This window comes from Streptosporangium sp. G12 (assembly GCF_052983175.1).
In genome coordinates this window covers 333435-349696 of sequence record NZ_JBRIQO010000005.1, presented here as the reverse complement: position 1 = coordinate 349696, position 16262 = coordinate 333435, and the positions used below count along the sequence as shown (strand labels likewise).

14 protein-coding genes are annotated in these 16262 nt (G+C 71.4%); 6 read left to right on the top strand and 8 right to left on the bottom strand.

The window, feature by feature from the left end; all coding sequences use genetic code 11:
* Positions 1 to 50 precede the first annotated feature (50 nt).
* Positions 51 to 1046, bottom strand: a complete 996-nt coding sequence (locus tag ACVCAG_RS10610; RefSeq protein WP_440085199.1) for a substrate-binding domain-containing protein — start codon at positions 1044 to 1046, stop codon at positions 51 to 53.
* Entirely contained in the window at positions 1043 to 2422 is a 1380-nt protein-coding gene (locus tag ACVCAG_RS10605) for a GH1 family beta-glucosidase (protein ID WP_440085198.1), read from the bottom strand. Before ACVCAG_RS10605 ends, ACVCAG_RS10610 begins: the two co-directional genes overlap by 4 nt.
* Before the next feature lie 195 nt (positions 2423 to 2617).
* On the opposite strand from ACVCAG_RS10605, the gene ACVCAG_RS10600 reads away from it, so the two are divergent.
* From ACVCAG_RS10600 to ACVCAG_RS10590, 3 genes are all read left to right on the top strand, one after another.
* On the top strand, positions 2618 to 3973 hold the full coding sequence (locus ACVCAG_RS10600) for an extracellular solute-binding protein (RefSeq protein WP_440085197.1): 1356 nt from the start codon (positions 2618 to 2620) through the stop codon (positions 3971 to 3973).
* 81 nt (positions 3974 to 4054) lie between these two features.
* On the top strand, positions 4055 to 5029 hold the full coding sequence (locus ACVCAG_RS10595; RefSeq protein ID WP_440085196.1) for an ABC transporter permease subunit: 975 nt from the start codon (positions 4055 to 4057) through the stop codon (positions 5027 to 5029).
* A gap of 55 nt (positions 5030 to 5084) precedes the next feature.
* The gene (locus tag ACVCAG_RS10590) at positions 5085 to 6035 is read left to right on the top strand and encodes an ABC transporter permease subunit (protein WP_440085195.1); all 951 of its coding nucleotides are present in this window, start codon (positions 5085 to 5087) and stop codon (positions 6033 to 6035) included.
* A gap of 103 nt (positions 6036 to 6138) precedes the next feature.
* Here the strand turns inward: ACVCAG_RS10590 and ACVCAG_RS10585 are convergent, their stop codons facing one another.
* Complete coding sequence (locus ACVCAG_RS10585) at positions 6139 to 7080, bottom strand: general stress protein (RefSeq protein WP_440085194.1); 942 nt, start codon at positions 7078 to 7080, stop codon at positions 6139 to 6141.
* Between the two features lie 302 nt (positions 7081 to 7382).
* On the opposite strand from ACVCAG_RS10585, the gene ACVCAG_RS10580 reads away from it, so the two are divergent.
* Positions 7383 to 7550 (top strand): hypothetical protein, encoded by a 168-nt coding sequence (locus tag ACVCAG_RS10580; protein ID WP_440085193.1) that lies wholly within the window; start codon positions 7383 to 7385, stop codon positions 7548 to 7550.
* Positions 7551 to 7665: 115 nt separating this feature from the next.
* Here the strand turns inward: ACVCAG_RS10580 and ACVCAG_RS10575 are convergent, their stop codons facing one another.
* Positions 7666 to 9105, bottom strand: coding sequence for a GuaB1 family IMP dehydrogenase-related protein (locus ACVCAG_RS10575; RefSeq protein ID WP_440085192.1), 1440 nt, complete (start codon positions 9103 to 9105; stop codon positions 7666 to 7668).
* A gap of 134 nt (positions 9106 to 9239) precedes the next feature.
* Between ACVCAG_RS10575 and ACVCAG_RS10570 the strand changes: the two genes are divergently transcribed.
* A complete protein-coding gene (locus ACVCAG_RS10570) occupies positions 9240 to 9707 on the top strand; it encodes an effector binding domain-containing protein (RefSeq protein ID WP_440064722.1) in 468 nt (155 codons plus the stop codon).
* Between the two features lie 156 nt (positions 9708 to 9863).
* On the opposite strand, the gene ACVCAG_RS10565 is transcribed toward ACVCAG_RS10570, so the two are convergent.
* Complete coding sequence (locus tag ACVCAG_RS10565; protein WP_440085191.1) at positions 9864 to 10397, bottom strand: hypothetical protein; 534 nt, start codon at positions 10395 to 10397, stop codon at positions 9864 to 9866.
* A 44-nt stretch (positions 10398 to 10441) separates the two neighbouring features.
* Entirely contained in the window at positions 10442 to 10681 is a 240-nt protein-coding gene (locus ACVCAG_RS10560) for a helix-turn-helix domain-containing protein (protein ID WP_440085190.1), read from the bottom strand.
* 517 nt (positions 10682 to 11198) lie between these two features.
* On the opposite strand from ACVCAG_RS10560, the gene ACVCAG_RS10555 reads away from it, so the two are divergent.
* Positions 11199 to 13871 (top strand): DUF7825 domain-containing protein, encoded by a 2673-nt coding sequence (locus ACVCAG_RS10555; RefSeq protein WP_440085189.1) that lies wholly within the window; start codon positions 11199 to 11201, stop codon positions 13869 to 13871.
* 233 nt (positions 13872 to 14104) lie between these two features.
* Here ACVCAG_RS10555 and ACVCAG_RS10550 read toward each other — a convergent pair whose 3' ends face one another.
* Together ACVCAG_RS10550 and ACVCAG_RS10545 are read right to left on the bottom strand one after the other, a co-directional pair.
* Positions 14105 to 14848, bottom strand: a complete 744-nt coding sequence (locus tag ACVCAG_RS10550) for a nitroreductase family protein (protein ID WP_447189781.1) — start codon at positions 14846 to 14848, stop codon at positions 14105 to 14107.
* Positions 14849 to 14967: 119 nt separating this feature from the next.
* Entirely contained in the window at positions 14968 to 16101 is a 1134-nt protein-coding gene (locus ACVCAG_RS10545; RefSeq protein WP_440085187.1) for a CoA transferase, read from the bottom strand.
* Between the last annotated feature and the right edge of the window lie 161 nt (positions 16102 to 16262).

Sequence of the window (16262 nt, the reverse complement as noted above, 5' to 3'; positions counted from 1 at the left end):
GTCGCGGCAGGGCCGGGTGGCCGGGCCGGGCGGCGGGGTCCGGCCGGTGTTCAGGACGCGGTGGACTCCCGGACGACCAGCTCGGTGGGAAGCATCACCTGTGCCTTCTCCTCCAGGTCGAGGACCATGCGGGCGAGCCTGCGTCCCATCTCGACGGTCGGCTGCCTGACCGTGCTCAGCGGGGGCTCGGTGTAGGACGCGGCCGGGATGTCGTCGAAGCCGACCACCGCGACGTCGTCGGGGACCCGCCGGCCCGCCTGGCGCAGGGCCGGCAGCGCGCCCAGCGCCATCATGTCGTTGGCCACGAACACCGCGTCGATCTCCGGGTCGTCGGCCAGCAGCTGCCGCATCGCCGACGCCCCCGACTCCCGGGTGAAGTCGCCGACCGCCACGATGGAGCGGCGGTCGGAGTCGCGCAGCACGGCGCGGTAGCCGTTGAGCCGGTCGATCCCGGCGATCATGTCCTGTGGTCCCGCGATGGTGGCGATGCGCCGCCTGCCCCGCTCCATCAGGTGCCGCACCGCGCGCTCGGCGCCGCCGGCGTTGTCCATGTCCACGTACGGCAGGCTGCTGGGCACGGTCGGCCGGCCGCTGCACACCACCGGCACCCCGCGCCTGGCGAGGATGCCAGGCAGCGGGTCGGTGCCGTGCATGGACGCGATGACCACGCCGTCCACGTGGCCGTTGGTGGCGTAGCGCTCGACCCGCTGGTAGCCGCCCGCCATGCCGGTGAGCATCAGCACGAGCTGCTTGTCGGCCTCCTCGATCTCCATGCTGACCCCGCGGATGATCCCGGCGAAGGTGGGGTCGTCGGAGAACACGCGGGTCGCCGGCTCGGGGAAGACGAGTGCTATGGAGTCGGCCCGCTGGGTGACCAGGCTCCGCGCCGCCTGGTTGGGCACGTAGCCCAGCTCCTCCACGGCGCGGTTGACCGCGTCGCGGATCTGCGGTGCCACGCGCGTGGAGCCGTTGACCACGCGCGAGGCGGTCGCCCGGGACACACCGGCCCGGGCGGCCACCTTCTCCAGGGTTGGCCGGGCTCTCACAGCCCGTTCCGGCGTATGACCTCGCTGTACCACAGGGCGCTGTCCTTGGGGGTGCGTCGTTGCGTCGTGTAGTCGACGTGTACGACGCCGAACCGCTTGCGGTACCCTTCGGCCCACTCGAAGTTGTCCAGGAGTGACCAGACGAGGTAACCGCGCAGGTCGGCGCCGCCCTCGATGGCCGCGTGCGCCGCGCGCAGGTGCCCGTCGAGGTAGGAGAGACGGCCGACGTCGTGCACCTCGCCGTCCTCGACGACGTCGTCGAAGGCGGCGCCGTTCTCGGTGATGATCAGCGGGGTGCCCGGATAGTCGCGCGACAGCCGCAGGAGCAGGTCGGTCAGGCCGAACGGCTGGACCGGCCATCCCATCGCGGTCCGCGGCGCGTCGGCTCCGCCGAAGGCGATGCCCTCGCTGCCCGGGTAGACCGGGTTGGCGGGCTCGCCGGTGCGGGCGGTCACGGTCTGCGGGTGGTAGTAGTTCACGCCCAGCAGGTCGATCGGCTCGCTGATGATCTCCAGGTCCCCGTCGTGGACGAAGGACCAGTCGGTGAAGCGGCGGGCCCGCTCGACGACGTCGGCGGGATACTCCCCGCGCAGCACCGGGTCCAGGAAGATCCGGTTCTGCAGGCCGTCGACGAGCTCGGCGGCCGGGGTGTCGTCACCGATCACCGGGGAGAGGTTGAGCGTGATGCCGACCGTGGTGGCACCGGAGGCGCGCAGCGCCTGGACGGCCAGGCCGTGGCCGAGCAGCAGGTGGTGGGCGGCGGCGAATCCCAGCGCGGGCTCGGCGAGACCGGGGGCGTGGATGCCCGACGCGTAGCCGAGGAAGGCCGAGCACCAGGGCTCGTTCAGGGTGGTCCACGTCTCGACCCGGTCACCCAGTTTGCCGTGCGCGATCGCGGCGTAGTCGGCGAAGTGCGCCGCGGTCTCCCGGTTGGTCCAGCCGCCGCGGTCCTCCAGGGTCTGCGGCAGGTCCCAGTGGTAGAGCGTCACGATGGGGGTGATGCCGTTGCCGAGGAGTTCGTCGACGAGGCGGTCGTAGAAGTCCAGGCCGCGCGGGTTGGCCGGGCCGGATCCGTCGGGCTGCACGCGGGGCCAGGAGATGGAGAAGCGGTAGGAGTGCAGGCCGAGGTCGCGCATGACCGCGACGTCCTCGGGATAGCGGTGGTAGTGGTCGCACGCGACGTCACCCGTGTGACCCGCGTGGACCTTGCCGGGGGTCCGGGAGAAGGTGTCCCAGATGGAGGGGCCCCTGCCGTCGTCCCGGGCGGCGCCCTCGATCTGGTAGGCCGCGGTGGCGGCGCCCCAGACGAAACCCTCGGGAAACCTCAGCACGCCGGAGTCCTGAAGGTCGTAGGACTTTTCGGCGGACATGGTCATGTCCTCACCGCCCCATTCTGTTCGGCTGTCACGTGAGAGCGCTCTCTGGAGCATCACGGTATCGCACCGATCGTGTCAAGAAAATTGAAACTGTAACCGTAATATCACAGTTCTTGACATCGCGTGGTGGGCAGACAATTCTTCCAGAGAGCGCTCTCACACTCCCCGGCAATTGTGTATATGGAGGAAGGTTCCATGTCGCTCCTCTCTCGGCCTCGGCGCACCGCCCTTGCGGCGGGCACCATAGGGCTGGCGTTGGTCGTCACCGCCTGTGGATCCTCGGACCCCGCGCCATCCGCGGGTGGCGGCGCCAGCGCCGCCCCCGAATGCGCTGCCTTCAGCCAGTACGGCAAACACGAGGGCAAGACCGTCAGCATCTACTCGCCGATCCGCGACGTCGAGGCCGACCTCTTCGAGAAGGCGTGGAAGCCGTTCGCCGACTGCGTCGGAATGAAGATCACTTATGAGGGCACCGGCGAGTTCGAGGCCCAGATCCAGGTTCGCGCCGACGGTGGCAACCCTCCCGACATCGCCTTCTTCCCCCAGCCGGGCCTCCTGGAGCGCTTCGCCAAGGCAGGAAAGCTCAAGCCCGCCTCCGAGGAGGTCAAGAAGCTCACCGCCGAGGGCTGGTCGGAGGACTGGGCCAAGTACTCCACCGTCGACGGCGTCTTCTACGGCGCCCCGCTGGGCGCCAGCGTGAAGTCCTTCGTCTGGTACTCGCCGAAGATGTTCACCGAGAAGGGCTGGGCCGTCCCCAAGACCTGGGACGAGCTCATGACGCTCACCAACACGATCGCCGGCACCGGCGTCAAGCCGTGGTGCGCGGGCATCGAGTCCGGTGACGCGACCGGCTGGCCGGCCACCGACTGGATCGAGGACCTCATGCTCAGGGAGGCCGGCCCCGAGGGATACGACGACTGGGTGAGCCACAAGACCCCGTTCAACGATCCCAAGGTCACCGCGGCGGTCGACAAGGTCGGCGCGATCCTCAAGAACGAGAAGTTCGTCAACGGCGGCTACGGCCCGGTCAAGTCGATCGCCAGCACCGCCTTCCAGGAGGGCGGCGTCCCGATCACCGAGGGCAAGTGCGCCCTGCACCGCCAGGCGTCCTTCTACGCCAACTTCTGGCCCGAGGGCACCAAGGTCGCCGAGGACGGCGACGTGTTCGCCTTCTACCTGCCGGGCAACGACCCGGCCAGCAAGCCGGTGCTCGGCGCGGGCGAGTTCGTGGCGGCCTTCACCGACCGTCCCGAGGTCAAGGCCGTCCAGGCCTACCTCGCCGGCGCGGAGTTCCCCACCACCCGCATGAAGCTGGCGACCTACGTCACCGCGCGCAAGGGCGTCGACCCGGCCAACGCCCAGAACCCGATCGACAAGCTCTCCATGGAGATGCTCCAGGACCCGAGCACGGTCTTCCGCTTCGACGGCTCGGACCTGATGCCGGCCGCGGTCGGCGCGGGCACGTTCTGGAAGGGCATGACCGACTGGATCAATGGCAAGGACACCAAGACGGTCCTCGACTACATCGAAGCCTCCTGGCCTAAGTCCTGACATATCCCGATGGGTCCGGTCCCGCGTGACGCGGGACCGGACCGTCGCCCGCCCGGCCCGATCCTTCCGGGAGATCCTCCGATGGACTTCGACTTCGCCGCCGAACTGCCCAAACTCGTCCAGCTGCTGATCGGCGTCGCCGCCTTCCTCGTGGTGGTCGCGGTGATCCTGGTGCTGGTCGACCGCGCTCCGATGCGGCGGCGCGCGTGGACCCACGCCACGATCCTGCTCCTGCCCGCCCTTCTGCTCCTCGCCATCGGCCTGGTCGTGCCGGCCGTGCGAACCACCCTGCTGTCGTTCATGAGCGGTGACGGCAAGCTGTGGGTCGGCCTGGACAACTACGCCTGGATGTTCACCCAGCCCGAGGCGGTGACCGTACTCCGCAACACCCTCGTCTGGGTGCTGCTCGTCCCGCTGCTGGTGACCTCGGTCGGGCTGGTCTACGCCGTCCTGGTCGACCGCACCCGCTTCGAGTCGCTCGCCAAGTCGCTGGTCTTCCTGCCGATGGCGATCTCCTTCGTCGGCGCGGGCATCATCTGGCGGTTCGTCTACGCCTACCGCTCCGAGGAGCAGGACCAGATCGGCCTGCTCAACCAGATCACGGTCGCCTTCGGCGGCGAGCCGCAGCAGTGGCTCCAGGATGCGCCGCTCAACACGCTGTTCCTGATCGTGGTCATGGTCTGGATCCAGGCGGGGTTCGCCACCGTGGTGCTCTCCGCCGCCATCAAGGGAATCCCCGCCGAGATCGTCGAGGCCGCCAAGCTGGACGGGGCGACCCCGCTGCAGATGTTCTTCCGGGTGACGCTGCCGTCCATCCGCTCGGCCGTGATCGTGGTGCTGGTCACGCAGTCGATCGGCACGCTCAAGCTGTTCGACATCGTCCGCACCATGACCGGCGGCCAGTTCGACACCAGCGTCATCGCCAACGAGATGTACAACCAGGCGTTCCGGTACGGGGAGACGGGCAAGGGCGCGGCCCTCGCGGTCTTCCTGTTCGTCCTGGTGACCCCGATCGTGATCTACCAGATCCGCCAGCGCAGAGAGGCCGTCAGGTGACCGGGCGAGCAGGCCGGCCCGGCGCCGCGAGCACGCGGCGGGCGAAGGAGTCCACATGGCCACGTTGACCCAGACCGTGGTGCGGCCCGAGACGACGACCGCGCCGCAGCGCGTACGGCGGAGGCTGAGCGGCCGGGTCGCCAGTGCCGTCGCGATCGTCATCGCCGTCCTGTGGACCACACCGACCTTCGGCCTGCTGCTGTCCTCGCTGCGCCCGGAGGACCAGATCAAGAACAGCGGCTGGTGGACGTTCTTCTCCAGCCCACAGCTCACGCTGGAGAACTACCAGGAGGTCCTGTTCGGCACCTCCTCGTCCTCCGGCCAGATGATGAGCTTCCTGATCAACTCGATCGTCATCACGATCCCGTCGGTGCTCTTCCCGCTGGCCCTGGCCACCTTCGCCGCGTACGCGCTGGCCTGGCTGCCGTTCCGCGGGCGCGAGTGGATCTACATCGGCGTCTTCGCGCTGCAGATCGTGCCGCTGCAGATGTCGCTCGTCCCGCTGCTGTCGTTCTTCTCCGAGGGCGTGTCCGTCTTCGGCCTCCAGCTGATGCCCGCCTGGGACCTGGAGGGGCCGGCCCGGTTCGTCCAGGTCTGGTTCGCGCACACCTGCTTCGCGCTGCCACTGGGCGTCTTCCTGCTGCACAACTTCATGTCCGAGCTTCCGGGCGAGCTGATGGAGGCGGCCAGGGTCGACGGGGCCAGCCACGGGAAGGTCCTGCGCACGATCGTCCTCCCGCTGGTCGGGCCCGCGCTCGCCACCTTCGCGATCTTCCAGTTCCTCTGGGTCTGGAACGACCTGCTGGTGGCCCTGATCTTCGCCGGGGGCACCCCGGAGAGCGCCCCGATGACGGTACGGCTGGCGCAGATGGCCGGAACCAAGGGCAACGAGTGGCAGCGCCTGACCTCGGGGGCGTTCGTCTCGCTGATCATCCCGCTGATCGTCTTCCTGTCGATGCAGCGCTACTTCGTCCGCGGCCTGCTGGCGGGCAGCGTCAAGGGCTGAGCCGCGGCACCCGGCCGTGCCTCCGCCGCGACCCGGCGGGCACCCCCTGTGGGGGCGCCCGCCGGGTTTTTCCGTACGTGCCTCGGGGTTTCCGGTACGCGCCTCAGGAGCCGGGACGCTCCTTGGCGGCCGACGCGGTGGAGCGGTCGGGGGAGGTGGGCTGAGCGGGGATCTGGTGCTCGGCGGTGCCGGGCCGCGCGGGGACGGGGCGCTCCTCGGTGCCCGGCGAGGTGCTCGAGGAGACGCTCGGCGAGGTGCTCGGTGACACGGGGGCCGGGGTGTCCTCGGTGGCGGGCCCGGCCGGGGCGTCCGCGTGCGGGGCGGACGGGGCGTCCGCGGGAAGGTCGGAGGTGGCCGCTCGCGGGGCGAGGTCGGGGGTGACCGGCTGCGGGGGAAGGTCGGAGGTGACCGGGCGGCCGGAGATGTCGGGGGCGGTCGGCTGCGGGGGGACGTCGGTGGCGAGCGTCCGCGGGGGAGCGGGGTTGCTCGGGGTGGTGGTCCCCGCGGCGGCCGGGTCGTACAGGCCTGCGGACGGGGGAACCTCGACCACCACGGTGTCGGCCGGACCGGGGGTGGACTCCAGGATGGCCCGCGCGTGGTCCATGTGCGAGGCCGCGACCAGCACGTCGTAGCGGCCGGCGACGATCGCGCTGCGCGAGGCGAAGTCCCGCTTGCCGCCGGTGAACAGGTGGTTGATGAACCCGAACGCGGCGCCCATCACCGCGCCCCACAGGGCCGCCCAGAGCACGAGCACGAAGAACGACAGCGTGGTCGAGGTGAACAGGCCGAGGAACATCCCGACCACGGCGCCGAAGGCCGCGCCGCTCCCGGCCCCGGTGAGCGCGGCCCGCCCGTTGGTCATCCTGCCGGTGACGGTCTCCTCGAGTTTCAGGTCGCTGCCGACGATGGCCACGTTCTCGACGGGAAAGCCCGCGTCGGACAGTCCGTCCACGGTTCGCTGCGCCGCGAGGTAGTTGTCGTAGCCTGCCAGGACCCTCCGGTCCACGACGACCTGCGTGTCCAGGCCGGTGGGCGTTCCATTCATGTCCGCTCGCCTTTCGGGGGTGGGAGATGGCTCGACGGGCCGACTACCCCGTGTCCGTAGGACGATGCGCGTTCCCCGCCGGGATCTGGCCGCGAGTGGCGAACGCCGGGAACCGTGAGTGATGAACCTCCGGGAACCGCGGGCGGAGGATCCGGGCACCGCGACAGGCGAACCCCATTAGTTGGGAAAGAAACCCGGACAATTTGGACATGGGTAAGGGCTTACCGTTAGGGTTCGTGCAAGATGGCGCCAGTGGAAGCGGGAGACGGGGCACCGGTGTCAGGGGCGTGAGGGAATCGAAAATGATTGTGCTCATCGTGATGGTGGAGGTGCTGCTGGTGCTCGCGGCCTTCGCGGCGGTGTACAGGCTCACCCGCTACCGGAGCAGGCCGATGCGCCCGGAGGACCACCGCACACCCGGCACCCGTGCCGACCCCGATGACCAGGCGCCGCGGACCCGCGGGAGGTGACGGGCGCGAGCGGGCGCCACGCGTACCGCGGCGCCGCGCTCTCACGGGTGGACCCGCCGCGGGCGGCGGCACCAAGCCCCCGCACGGGAGGTGGTGTCGCGCTCCCGCGGGTGGATCACCAGCTCTGGTGGAGCGGCATACCCTCGGTGTAGCCGGACGAGCTCTGCACGCCGACCACCGCCCGCTCGTGGAACTCCTCCAGGGTGGAGGCGCCCGCGTAGGTGCACGAGGAGCGCAGGCCGGCCACGATGGCGTCGATCTGGTCCTCGACGCTGGGCATCGCCGGATCGAGATACATCCTGGAGGTGGAGATCCCCTCTTCGAACAGTGCCTTGCGCGCCCGGTCGAAGGGGGAGTCCTCGGCCGTGCGCAGCCGTACCGCGCGGGCCGAGGCCATGCCGAAGTTCTCCTTGTACTTGCGCCCGTCGGCGGAGGTGCGGGTGTCGCCGGGCGACTCGTAGGTGCCCGCGAACCACGAGCCGATCATCACGTTGGACGCCCCCGCGGCCAGGGCCAGGGCCACGTCCCGGGGGTGGCGGACACCGCCGTCGGCCCACACGTGGCGGCCCAGTCTGCGGGCCTCGGCGGCGCACTCCAGCACGGCGGAGAACTGCGGGCGGCCCACGCCGGTCATCATCCGGGTGGTGCACATGGCGCCCGGGCCGACGCCGACCTTCAGGATGTCCGCTCCGGCCTCGACGAGATCCCGCACGCCCTCGGCGGTGACGACGTTGCCCGCCGCGACGGGCACGTCGGGGCCGAGCGCCCGGACCGCCCTCAGGGCACTGATCATCTTCTCCTGGTGGCCGTGGGCGGTGTCCACGACCAGGCAGTCCACCCCGGCGTCGAGGATCTCCTTGGCCTTGGCGGCCACGTCGCCGTTGACCCCGACGGCCGCCGCGACGCGGAGCCTGCCGGAGTCGTCGACGGCGGGCCGGTACAGGGTGGCGCGCAGCGCGCCCGTCCTGGTCAGGATGCCGACCAGCCTGCCCTCCGCGTCCACGACCGGGGCGAGCCGGTGGCGGCCCCCGTGGAGGCGGTCGAAGGCCTCGCGCGGGTCGAGCCCGGCGGGCAGCGTGAGCAGGTGATCGGACATCACCTGGGACAGCTGGGTGTACATGTCCACGCCGGAACAGTCGCTCTCGGTGACCACGCCGGCCGGGCGGTTGTCCCAGTCGACGATGATGATCGCGCCGTGGGCCCGCTTGGGCAGCAGGTTGAGCGCCTCGCCGACGGTGTCGTGCGGGGTGAGCGTCAGCGGAGTGTCGTGGACCAGGTCGCGCTTCTTGACCCAGTCGACGACGTCGGCGACCACGTCGATCGGGATGTCCTGCGGGATCACGGTGATCCCGCCCCGCCGCGCGACGGTCTCGGCCATCCGCCGTCCCGCCACCGCCGTCATGTTGGCGACCACGACGGGGATGGTGGTTCCGGTGCCGTCCCGGCTGGAGAGGTCGACGGCGAGCCGTGAGCCGACGGAGGAGAGCGACGGGACCATGAAAACGTCGCTGTAGGTCAGGTCGTAGGCCGGTGCCATCTCATTGAGAAATCTCACGTTGATCCACCTTATCCCGTGAATTGCCAAAGATGAGCGTTCCCCTTTTCCGCTTCTTCGAAGAGGACCGGCAGGTCGGGCCGGAGGCTAAGATCCGGTTTGCGCGAATAAGTGGATGGCCATGAGGAGGCATTGTGATCGTGGTTGATCGGCCCGAGATGCTCGTCGTAGGTCATGCCGTACGGACGTCGAACGCCGACGAGGCGGAGCCGGGCCGGGGGAGGCTCGGCGCGCTCTGGGCGCGGGCGGGATCCCCGGGGGCCTTCGCCCACGTGCCGGGACGGGTCGACGAGAACATCTACGCGGTGCTCACCGACTATGAGAGTGATCATCACGGTGCCTACACCCAGATCGTCGGGGTCGCCGTGCGCAGCGCCGCGGCGCTGCCCGAGGGCATGGTGGCGGTACGGGTGCCCGGGGTGCCGTCGTTGAAGATCGAGGCCCGCGGGCCGATGCCGGGCGTCCTGCTGGAGGCGTGGCAGCAGCTGTGGAAGCACACCGAGTCGGGAGGCACCCCGCCGAGGGCCTTCACCACCGACGTGGAGGTGCACCACCCGGGAGGCGCCGACATCTACGCGGCGGTGCTGTCCCCGATGCGCTGAGCGGGACCGTTCCCGGCGCCCCGGGCCGGGCCGGCCGGTGTGCGGGGAGGGCTCCGGTACGGCCCCCGTGGCCGCACCGGGGCCCTCCCGTGTCCCGGCGCCCCGGGACCTCGCCGCCGCGCGGCTCCCTTCGCCGGACCGCCCGCCGGGGCGGGCTCAGGCGTCGTCGCCGGGCGGGTCGGGCAGCCGCCAGCCGGAGACGACCAGCGGAAGCATGAAGTGCGTCAGTCCCAGGGCGAGCGTCAGGGAAACGATCGCGTCCGCCGGCATGGAGTAGTCGGGGCCCCGGGAACTGCCCGCCACGAGGGCCGTGACGTAGAGGGCGACCAGGATGCCCGACGTGATCCGGTGCGAGATGGCGACGGCCCGCAGGCGCTCGCCCACCTGGCGCTCGTCCAGGTCCCGCTCGGACAGCTCGACGACACCACGGGTCGCGATGTTGAGCAGCGAGATCGCCGGTATGCAGAGGACCAGGCTGATCGCGAGGAGCGTGAAGTCGGACAGCTCGTCGCCGTCACCTGGCGCGTCGGCCCAGGAGACGGCGACGTCCGCCCACAGGAGCGCCAGCGCGAGGACCACCACCGAGGCGATCAGCCGCCTGCGGCCCCGGGTGGCGTACCAGCCGGGCAGGACGTCGTGCTGCATGATCTCGGCCCGGCTCTGGCGCCGGAGTTCTTTCCACGTGCTCATCGGATACCTCCGGGGGAGACCCGGCCCGCCGGCCGGGGAGGGAGTCAACCGGCCTGGTCGCTGCCGAGCCGGGGGAACGGTTTGAGGGAGAACACGACTTCCAGCGGCACCTCGAAGTGCTCGGCGATCCGCATGGCGAGGAACAGGCTCGGGCTGTACTCGCCGCGCTCCAGGTAGCCGATCGTCTGGTAGTGGACTCCCAGCGCGGCCGCCAGGTCCTTGCGTGAGATCCCGCGCTCGGCTCTCAGCACCGAGATCCGGTTGTAGATGTCTTCCGCTGGCATTCCGGCGCCCCCCTGCTCAGGAGAGCCGCGCGGCCGGTCGCGGGGACGGGGTGCGGATACGTGATGCAGTACTCATGTGAATGAATGTAGTACATCTACTACATATGAATCAACATGTACAACGAAAAGAGGTACGCCTACGGTAGGTGTATCCCTCGTGAGCAGGCCGGTTGGAGCGGGGAAGCCGATCGGGCACGGGAGATCGGGCCCGGGAAAGGAGCCGGGCCGCCCGGCCGTCGTCACCATCCGCACGACCTCCACCACCGCACCACCGGCCGGCGGCCCCGGCGGCACAGCGGCCGCCGGGCAGGAAAGAGAACGAGTCGAGCGACCGGTCCCTCAGCGATGGCATCGCGCGACGTCTCGACTCCTCCGAGCCGGGCTCGGAGTGAAATGTCTAATTGTCGGCGTGCATCGGTAAGGTCCCGGCCATGATCACTTGCCTGCGGGCGCACCCCCTCGCCCACGCCGTCGCGCCGCTCACCCCGTGCCCCTGCGGTCTCGAGGCGGTGGCGGCATGAGCCCGTGGAACGAGGTCCTCGCCCGCATCGAGGCGGAGAACGACGAGTGCCTGGCGGAGGTCCTGAACGGCCTCGGCGACGCGGACCGGCGCGAGGTGGCCGCCCGGCTGCCCGACCACCTGGCCGAGCGGTTCGCCGACGATGTCGTCAACCGGTTGCGCGTGCAGGAGCTGACCTCCGGTTACCGGCTCGCCGGCGCGGCCTGCATGGGCGGGGCCGCCCAGGTGGCGGCCTGGTTGAACCGCGGGGAGCTGCGCGTGACGCGTCACCACGAGCGCGACGCCGCGACCGTCATGTCCGTGTTGCGGTGCCGTCCCGAGGCGTGGCGGCGAGACCTCGCCGTGCGGCTGGTGCAGCGGTTGCGCCCGCCGGCGGGTACGACCTGGTGGCGGCTGCAGGGCCTGCCGGGTTGGGACCTGGCCGCCGCGCTGGTGATCGAGACCGGCGTCGAGCCGCCCGGCAGCGACCCGTTCACCGCGGGCTGGGCGTGGCGGATGGTCGCGCGGAGGCGTGAGGGCCACGGGCGGCCGGTCCTGGCCGCCGACCCGTTGCTCGACCACCTGGTCCCACGCCTGTTCCACGCCCAGGGCGTGGCCGCCGCGCTCACCGCGAGCGAGAGCACGGAGCCCGGCCGGGCGGCGAGTCCGGGCATCGCCGGCGAGCTGGCCGCCCTCGCCCAGGCGGGACGGCTCTCGCGGCAGGCGCTGGTCGCCGGGTGCGCGAGCCGGTTCATGGCAGGTGGCGAGGCCGCGGACATCGCCCCGTTCGTGAAATTGTGGCGGCTCCTGGAAACCACGGTGGCCGACGTCCCGGTGCTCGATTTCGTCCGTCTTCTTCCGTCCGGGTCCTCGTCGTTCGTGCAGCTCGCCGTGGACGAGCTGCACCGGGCCGAGGCCGCCGGAGCGCTGGGGGACGAGTTGTTCGCCGAGGCGATCGGCGCGCTGGTGTTCCGGCCGGAGAAGAAACACGTCGCGACGGCCGTGAAGTGGCTCGCGAAGGCGCCCGCGTCCAGGGGCGGTGCGGCGGCGGCCGCGCTGGCCACCGTGTTCGACGTGGAGACCCCGGCCCTGCGCGAACGCGCGGTGCGGCTGGCCGTCAAGTTGGCCCCGCACATGGACGACGCGGCCCGGGAGGCCGTCCGCGAGGCGGCGAGCCGCCTGCCCGCCGAACCACGCGACCGCGTGGCCGCAGCCTTCGGCGCGGTTGCGGCGGTGGCGGAGCCGCAACCGGCCGCCGTCCCGGTGCTCGTCGCGCCGCCGCCGCCCGCCCTCGCGCCGCCCATCACCGCGGTGGCCGACCTGGCCGGCGGGCTCGACACGGTGGGCTGGCCCGACGATCCCGGCCAGTACGAGCGCGTCCTCGCCGCCCTGGTCGAGCTGACGCACCGCGACCGTGACGGGGTCCTGGCCGTTCTGGAGCCGAAGTGGCGCGAACGCTGGGGACAGACCAACGTCCACGCCTACGCGGACTTCACCAGTGATCGCGATCCCCGTTTCCTGCTGAACCGCTGCGTGCTGGCCCTGACCTTGCCCGATGTCAGCCGCGAGCTCACCGCCGCGCTGGCCGAGCGCGCCGACCCGAGCTATGACTTCATCCTCGATCTGCTGCCTCAGCGTCTGGTCCAGCAGCGCCTGCGCGAGGTCGTGTCCCTGTTCGAACGCGGCGCGACGATCCCCGTGCTGCTGGCCACCCCGACCGCCGCCACCGGGCATCTCGACGCCGAGACCCTGATCGACCGCATGGAGCGGCTGGGCGACACCGAACCGCTCGAAGCCGACTTCCAGCAGGCGCTGTTGCGGCTGCCACGGCACGTGGACGAGTCCTTGCCGGTCCGGGCGGAGAAGTTACCCACGCGGGCGGGGCGGCGGCTCGCCGACTGGCTGCGCGCCGGCGTAATGCCCGATCCGGTGGTGCACTGCGAGGTGACGCAGGCACCGAGGGCCTTTTACTCCGGTCCCTCCCCGTACGAGGTGCACATCCGGGCCGTGCCGTCAGAAGGCCTGCCCGCCTGGCTGCACGACCTGTGCGCGGTGCGGCCCGCCAACGGATACGCCGCCTACCCCGACGAGGTGGTGTGGTGGCCGACGATCATGCCGTCCCATCGCGAGGTCATGGCCGCGTACATGGTGCAGTGCCTGCCCTGGATCGCCGTCCGCGGCGGCTCCCGCGTGGACGCCGTGGCGGCTCTGGCTCACGGCGACGGCCCGGTGGGCAGGGCGACCGCGATCACCATCGCCGCCTGCCTGGCTCACCCCCGGCCCGCCCAGCGTGCCGCCGCCGCCGAGGCGCTGATCACCCTGGCGGTACGCGAGCAGCTTCCGGCCTCGGACCTCGGCTGGGCCGTCGCGATGCTGGTCCGCGCCGAGCGCATCACGCTCAAACGGATCACGGCGGCACTGGCCGACCTGGTCGCGGCCGGGGCGCACGCCGAGATCTGGCAGGCCCTCGCCGTGACCGTCCGGCTCCTGCTGCCGACGGAGGCGGGCGAAAGGACGCGGAACGGGCTGGGCGAGCTGCTGGGCGTCGCCGCCCGGGCGGCTTTCCTGGCAGGGGCGCGTGGCGAGATCCCGGGGCTGGCGGAGCTGGCGGCACGCAAGGGGTCGAGCCTCGTCCTCCAGGAGGCTCGCCGTCTGCACGAAGCGATCTCCTCGGGAAAGGCGCCCATCTGATCCGGAACCGCACAGCAGGGGTCGGCCGCGGCCCGGAGGGCGCGCTCATCGAGACCAGGCTCCGCGCCGCCGGCATCCACACAGACCGGATTCATGGGCCGGATTCCCGCTGACCGTGCCGTGCTCCGGTCCTCCGGCACGACGACCGGCCGGATGCCTGCTCACGGACACCGCCGGAGCGACCGCACGGCGTCACGCCGGGAGTGCCGCCCACGGCCCGGCCCCGCCGGGGTTCAGCCCTCCTGCCTCCACAGGGGCTCGGGAACCTCGAAGCCGACGTCCTGGCCCCACCGGTTGCGGTAGCTCACCTCGTGCGCCGGGCGGCGGGGCGCGACGCCCCAGCGCCCGGTGGGATAGCCGAAGGTGACCGTACAGGCCAGGGTCCAGCCCTTGTCCTCGGGCACGCCGAGCACCCGCAGCGTCTCCTCGGCGTGGAAGATGCCGAGCACGCTGGTCAGCGCACTGCCCACCCCGTGGGCGCGGGCGGCCAGCTGCGCGCTCCACACCGAGGGGAAGATCGAGCCGCCGGACGGGTCGTTGCGGACGAACGCGAACAGCAGCAGCGGATAGCCCTCGAAGTGGTCGGCCAGGTGTTTGGCCGACTTCAGGACGTTGAGCGTCCGCGTGTCGCCCTCGGCCTCGGCCTTCTCGCGCATCGGCCGGTAGTGGCCCTCGAAGAGCCGCCCGAGCGCGTCCCGGTAGAGAGGGCCGAGCCGCTCCTTCACCGCGAGGTCGTCCACCAGCAGGAAGCGCCAGCTCTGCACGTTGCCGCCGCTGGGCGCGCGGACCGCGGCGTCCAGGATGCTCCGCTGGACCTCCTCGGGGATCGGGTCCGGCTTGACCCTGCGCATCGCCCTGGTCGTGTAGAGGGCCTCGAAAACGTCCATTCCCACCGGCCCGCCCGCGGCCCCGGTGCCCTCGGTGCCCTCGGTGCCCTCGGTGCCCTCGGTGCCCGCCGGCCCGTCCTCGGTCCTCATGTCCCGCGTGCCCTCCATACCTGCCGTGCCCTCCATACCTGTCGTGCCTGTCGTGCTCTCCGTCGCCTTCGTGTTCGCGAGACCGCCGCCCGCCGCCCCCCTGTCCGCCTCGCCGCCCATCAGGCCAGCACCCCGGCCTCGCGCAGCCGCGTAGCGGTCTCGTCGGGCAGCCCCCAGGAGGACAGGTCCGCCAGCCGGGTGGCGGGGGAGAGGTCCTGCTCGGGCACGCCGAGCAGTCGCGGCGCGGGCGCGGGCTGCCTGACCCCGCCGACCTCGACGAACATGCCCCTGGCCTTGTTGTGCGGGTGGTCCGCGGCCTCGCCCCCCTCCAGCACGGGGGAGACGCAGGCGTCCGTGCCGTCGAACACCGCCTCCCACTCGGCGCGGGTCCTGGACCTGAACGCCTCGGCCAGCCGCTCGCGGAGCGCGGGCCACTGCGACCTGTCGTCGCGGTCGGGCAGGTCCTCCAGGCCCATCAGGGTGGTCATCTCGTTCCAGAACTGAGGTTCCAGCGCCCCGACGGCCACGTACCGGCCGTCGGCGGTCTCGTAGGTGTCGTACATCGGCGCGCCGGTGTCGAGCAGGTTCGTGCCGCGCGGGCCCCAGCCGCCGGTCTGCACGCCGTGGTGGAACATCGCGAACAACGTCGCCGCGCCGTCCACCATGGCGGCGTCGATCACCCGCCCCTCGCCGGTCCGCTCCCGCTCGATCAGCGCCAGCAGCACGCCGTACGCGAGCATGAGACCGCCCCCGGCGAAGTCGCCGAGGATGTTGATCGGCGGGGTGGGGGGCTCGCCCGCGCGGCCCAGCATCGACAGCACGCCGGAGACGGCGATGTAGTCGATGTCGTGCCCGGCGGTCGTCGCGAGCGGTCCGTCCTGGCCCCAGCCGGTCATCCGCCCGTAGATCAGGCGCGGGTTGACCGCGTGCAGGTCGGCCGGGCCGATGCCGAGGCGCTCGGCGACGCCCGGCCGGAAGACCTCGACGACCACGTCGGCGTGGCGGGCCAGCTCCTTGAACGCGGCCACCCCCTCGGGGGACTTCAGATCCAGGCCGACCGTCCGTTTGCCCCGGTCCATCACGTCGGGGCGCGGCCTGTCCCCGGTCCTGGCGACGACGCTCGCGCGCTCGACGCGCAGCACCTCGGCCCCGTGGTCGGCCAGCATCATCCCGGCGAAGGGCCCGGGGGCCAGCCCCGCCAGTTCGAGCACGCGGACTCCGGCCAGCGGGCCCTTCCTGGTCACGTGCTCCATCGACATTCTCCTCGGGTGCGTTCCGGGTCTCGTCGGTACGGCGTGCCCAGGCGATCACCTGGTTGCGAGCACTGCCGCCCTCCCGCCCAAGTAGAACAACATTCGGCTTTCTGTGGCAAGACACATCGCGAGGAGTCGCGTGGCGCCCGCGCGCGTATGGG

Bases quoted from the DNA above. Each gene is read 5' to 3' on its own strand.
- ACVCAG_RS10555 (WP_440085189.1), top strand. From the start codon at position 11,199: ATGAGCCCGTGGAACGAGGTCCTCGCCCGCATCGAGGCGGAGAACGAC.
- ACVCAG_RS10565 (WP_440085191.1), bottom strand. From the start codon at position 10,397: ATGAGCACGTGGAAAGAACTCCGGCGCCAGAGCCGGGCCGAGATCATG.
- ACVCAG_RS10580 (WP_440085193.1), top strand. From the start codon at position 7,383: ATGATTGTGCTCATCGTGATGGTGGAGGTGCTGCTGGTGCTCGCGGCC.
- ACVCAG_RS10545 (WP_440085187.1), bottom strand. From the start codon at position 16,101: ATGGAGCACGTGACCAGGAAGGGCCCGCTGGCCGGAGTCCGCGTGCTC.
- ACVCAG_RS10550 (WP_447189781.1), bottom strand. From the start codon at position 14,848: ATGAGGACCGAGGACGGGCCGGCGGGCACCGAGGGCACCGAGGGCACC.
- ACVCAG_RS10605 (WP_440085198.1), bottom strand. From the start codon at position 2,422: ATGACCATGTCCGCCGAAAAGTCCTACGACCTTCAGGACTCCGGCGTG.
- ACVCAG_RS10600 (WP_440085197.1), top strand. From the start codon at position 2,618: ATGTCGCTCCTCTCTCGGCCTCGGCGCACCGCCCTTGCGGCGGGCACC.
- ACVCAG_RS10585 (WP_440085194.1), bottom strand. From the start codon at position 7,080: ATGAATGGAACGCCCACCGGCCTGGACACGCAGGTCGTCGTGGACCGG.
- ACVCAG_RS10595 (WP_440085196.1), top strand. From the start codon at position 4,055: ATGGACTTCGACTTCGCCGCCGAACTGCCCAAACTCGTCCAGCTGCTG.
- ACVCAG_RS10590 (WP_440085195.1), top strand. From the start codon at position 5,085: ATGGCCACGTTGACCCAGACCGTGGTGCGGCCCGAGACGACGACCGCG.
- ACVCAG_RS10560 (WP_440085190.1), bottom strand. From the start codon at position 10,681: ATGCCAGCGGAAGACATCTACAACCGGATCTCGGTGCTGAGAGCCGAG.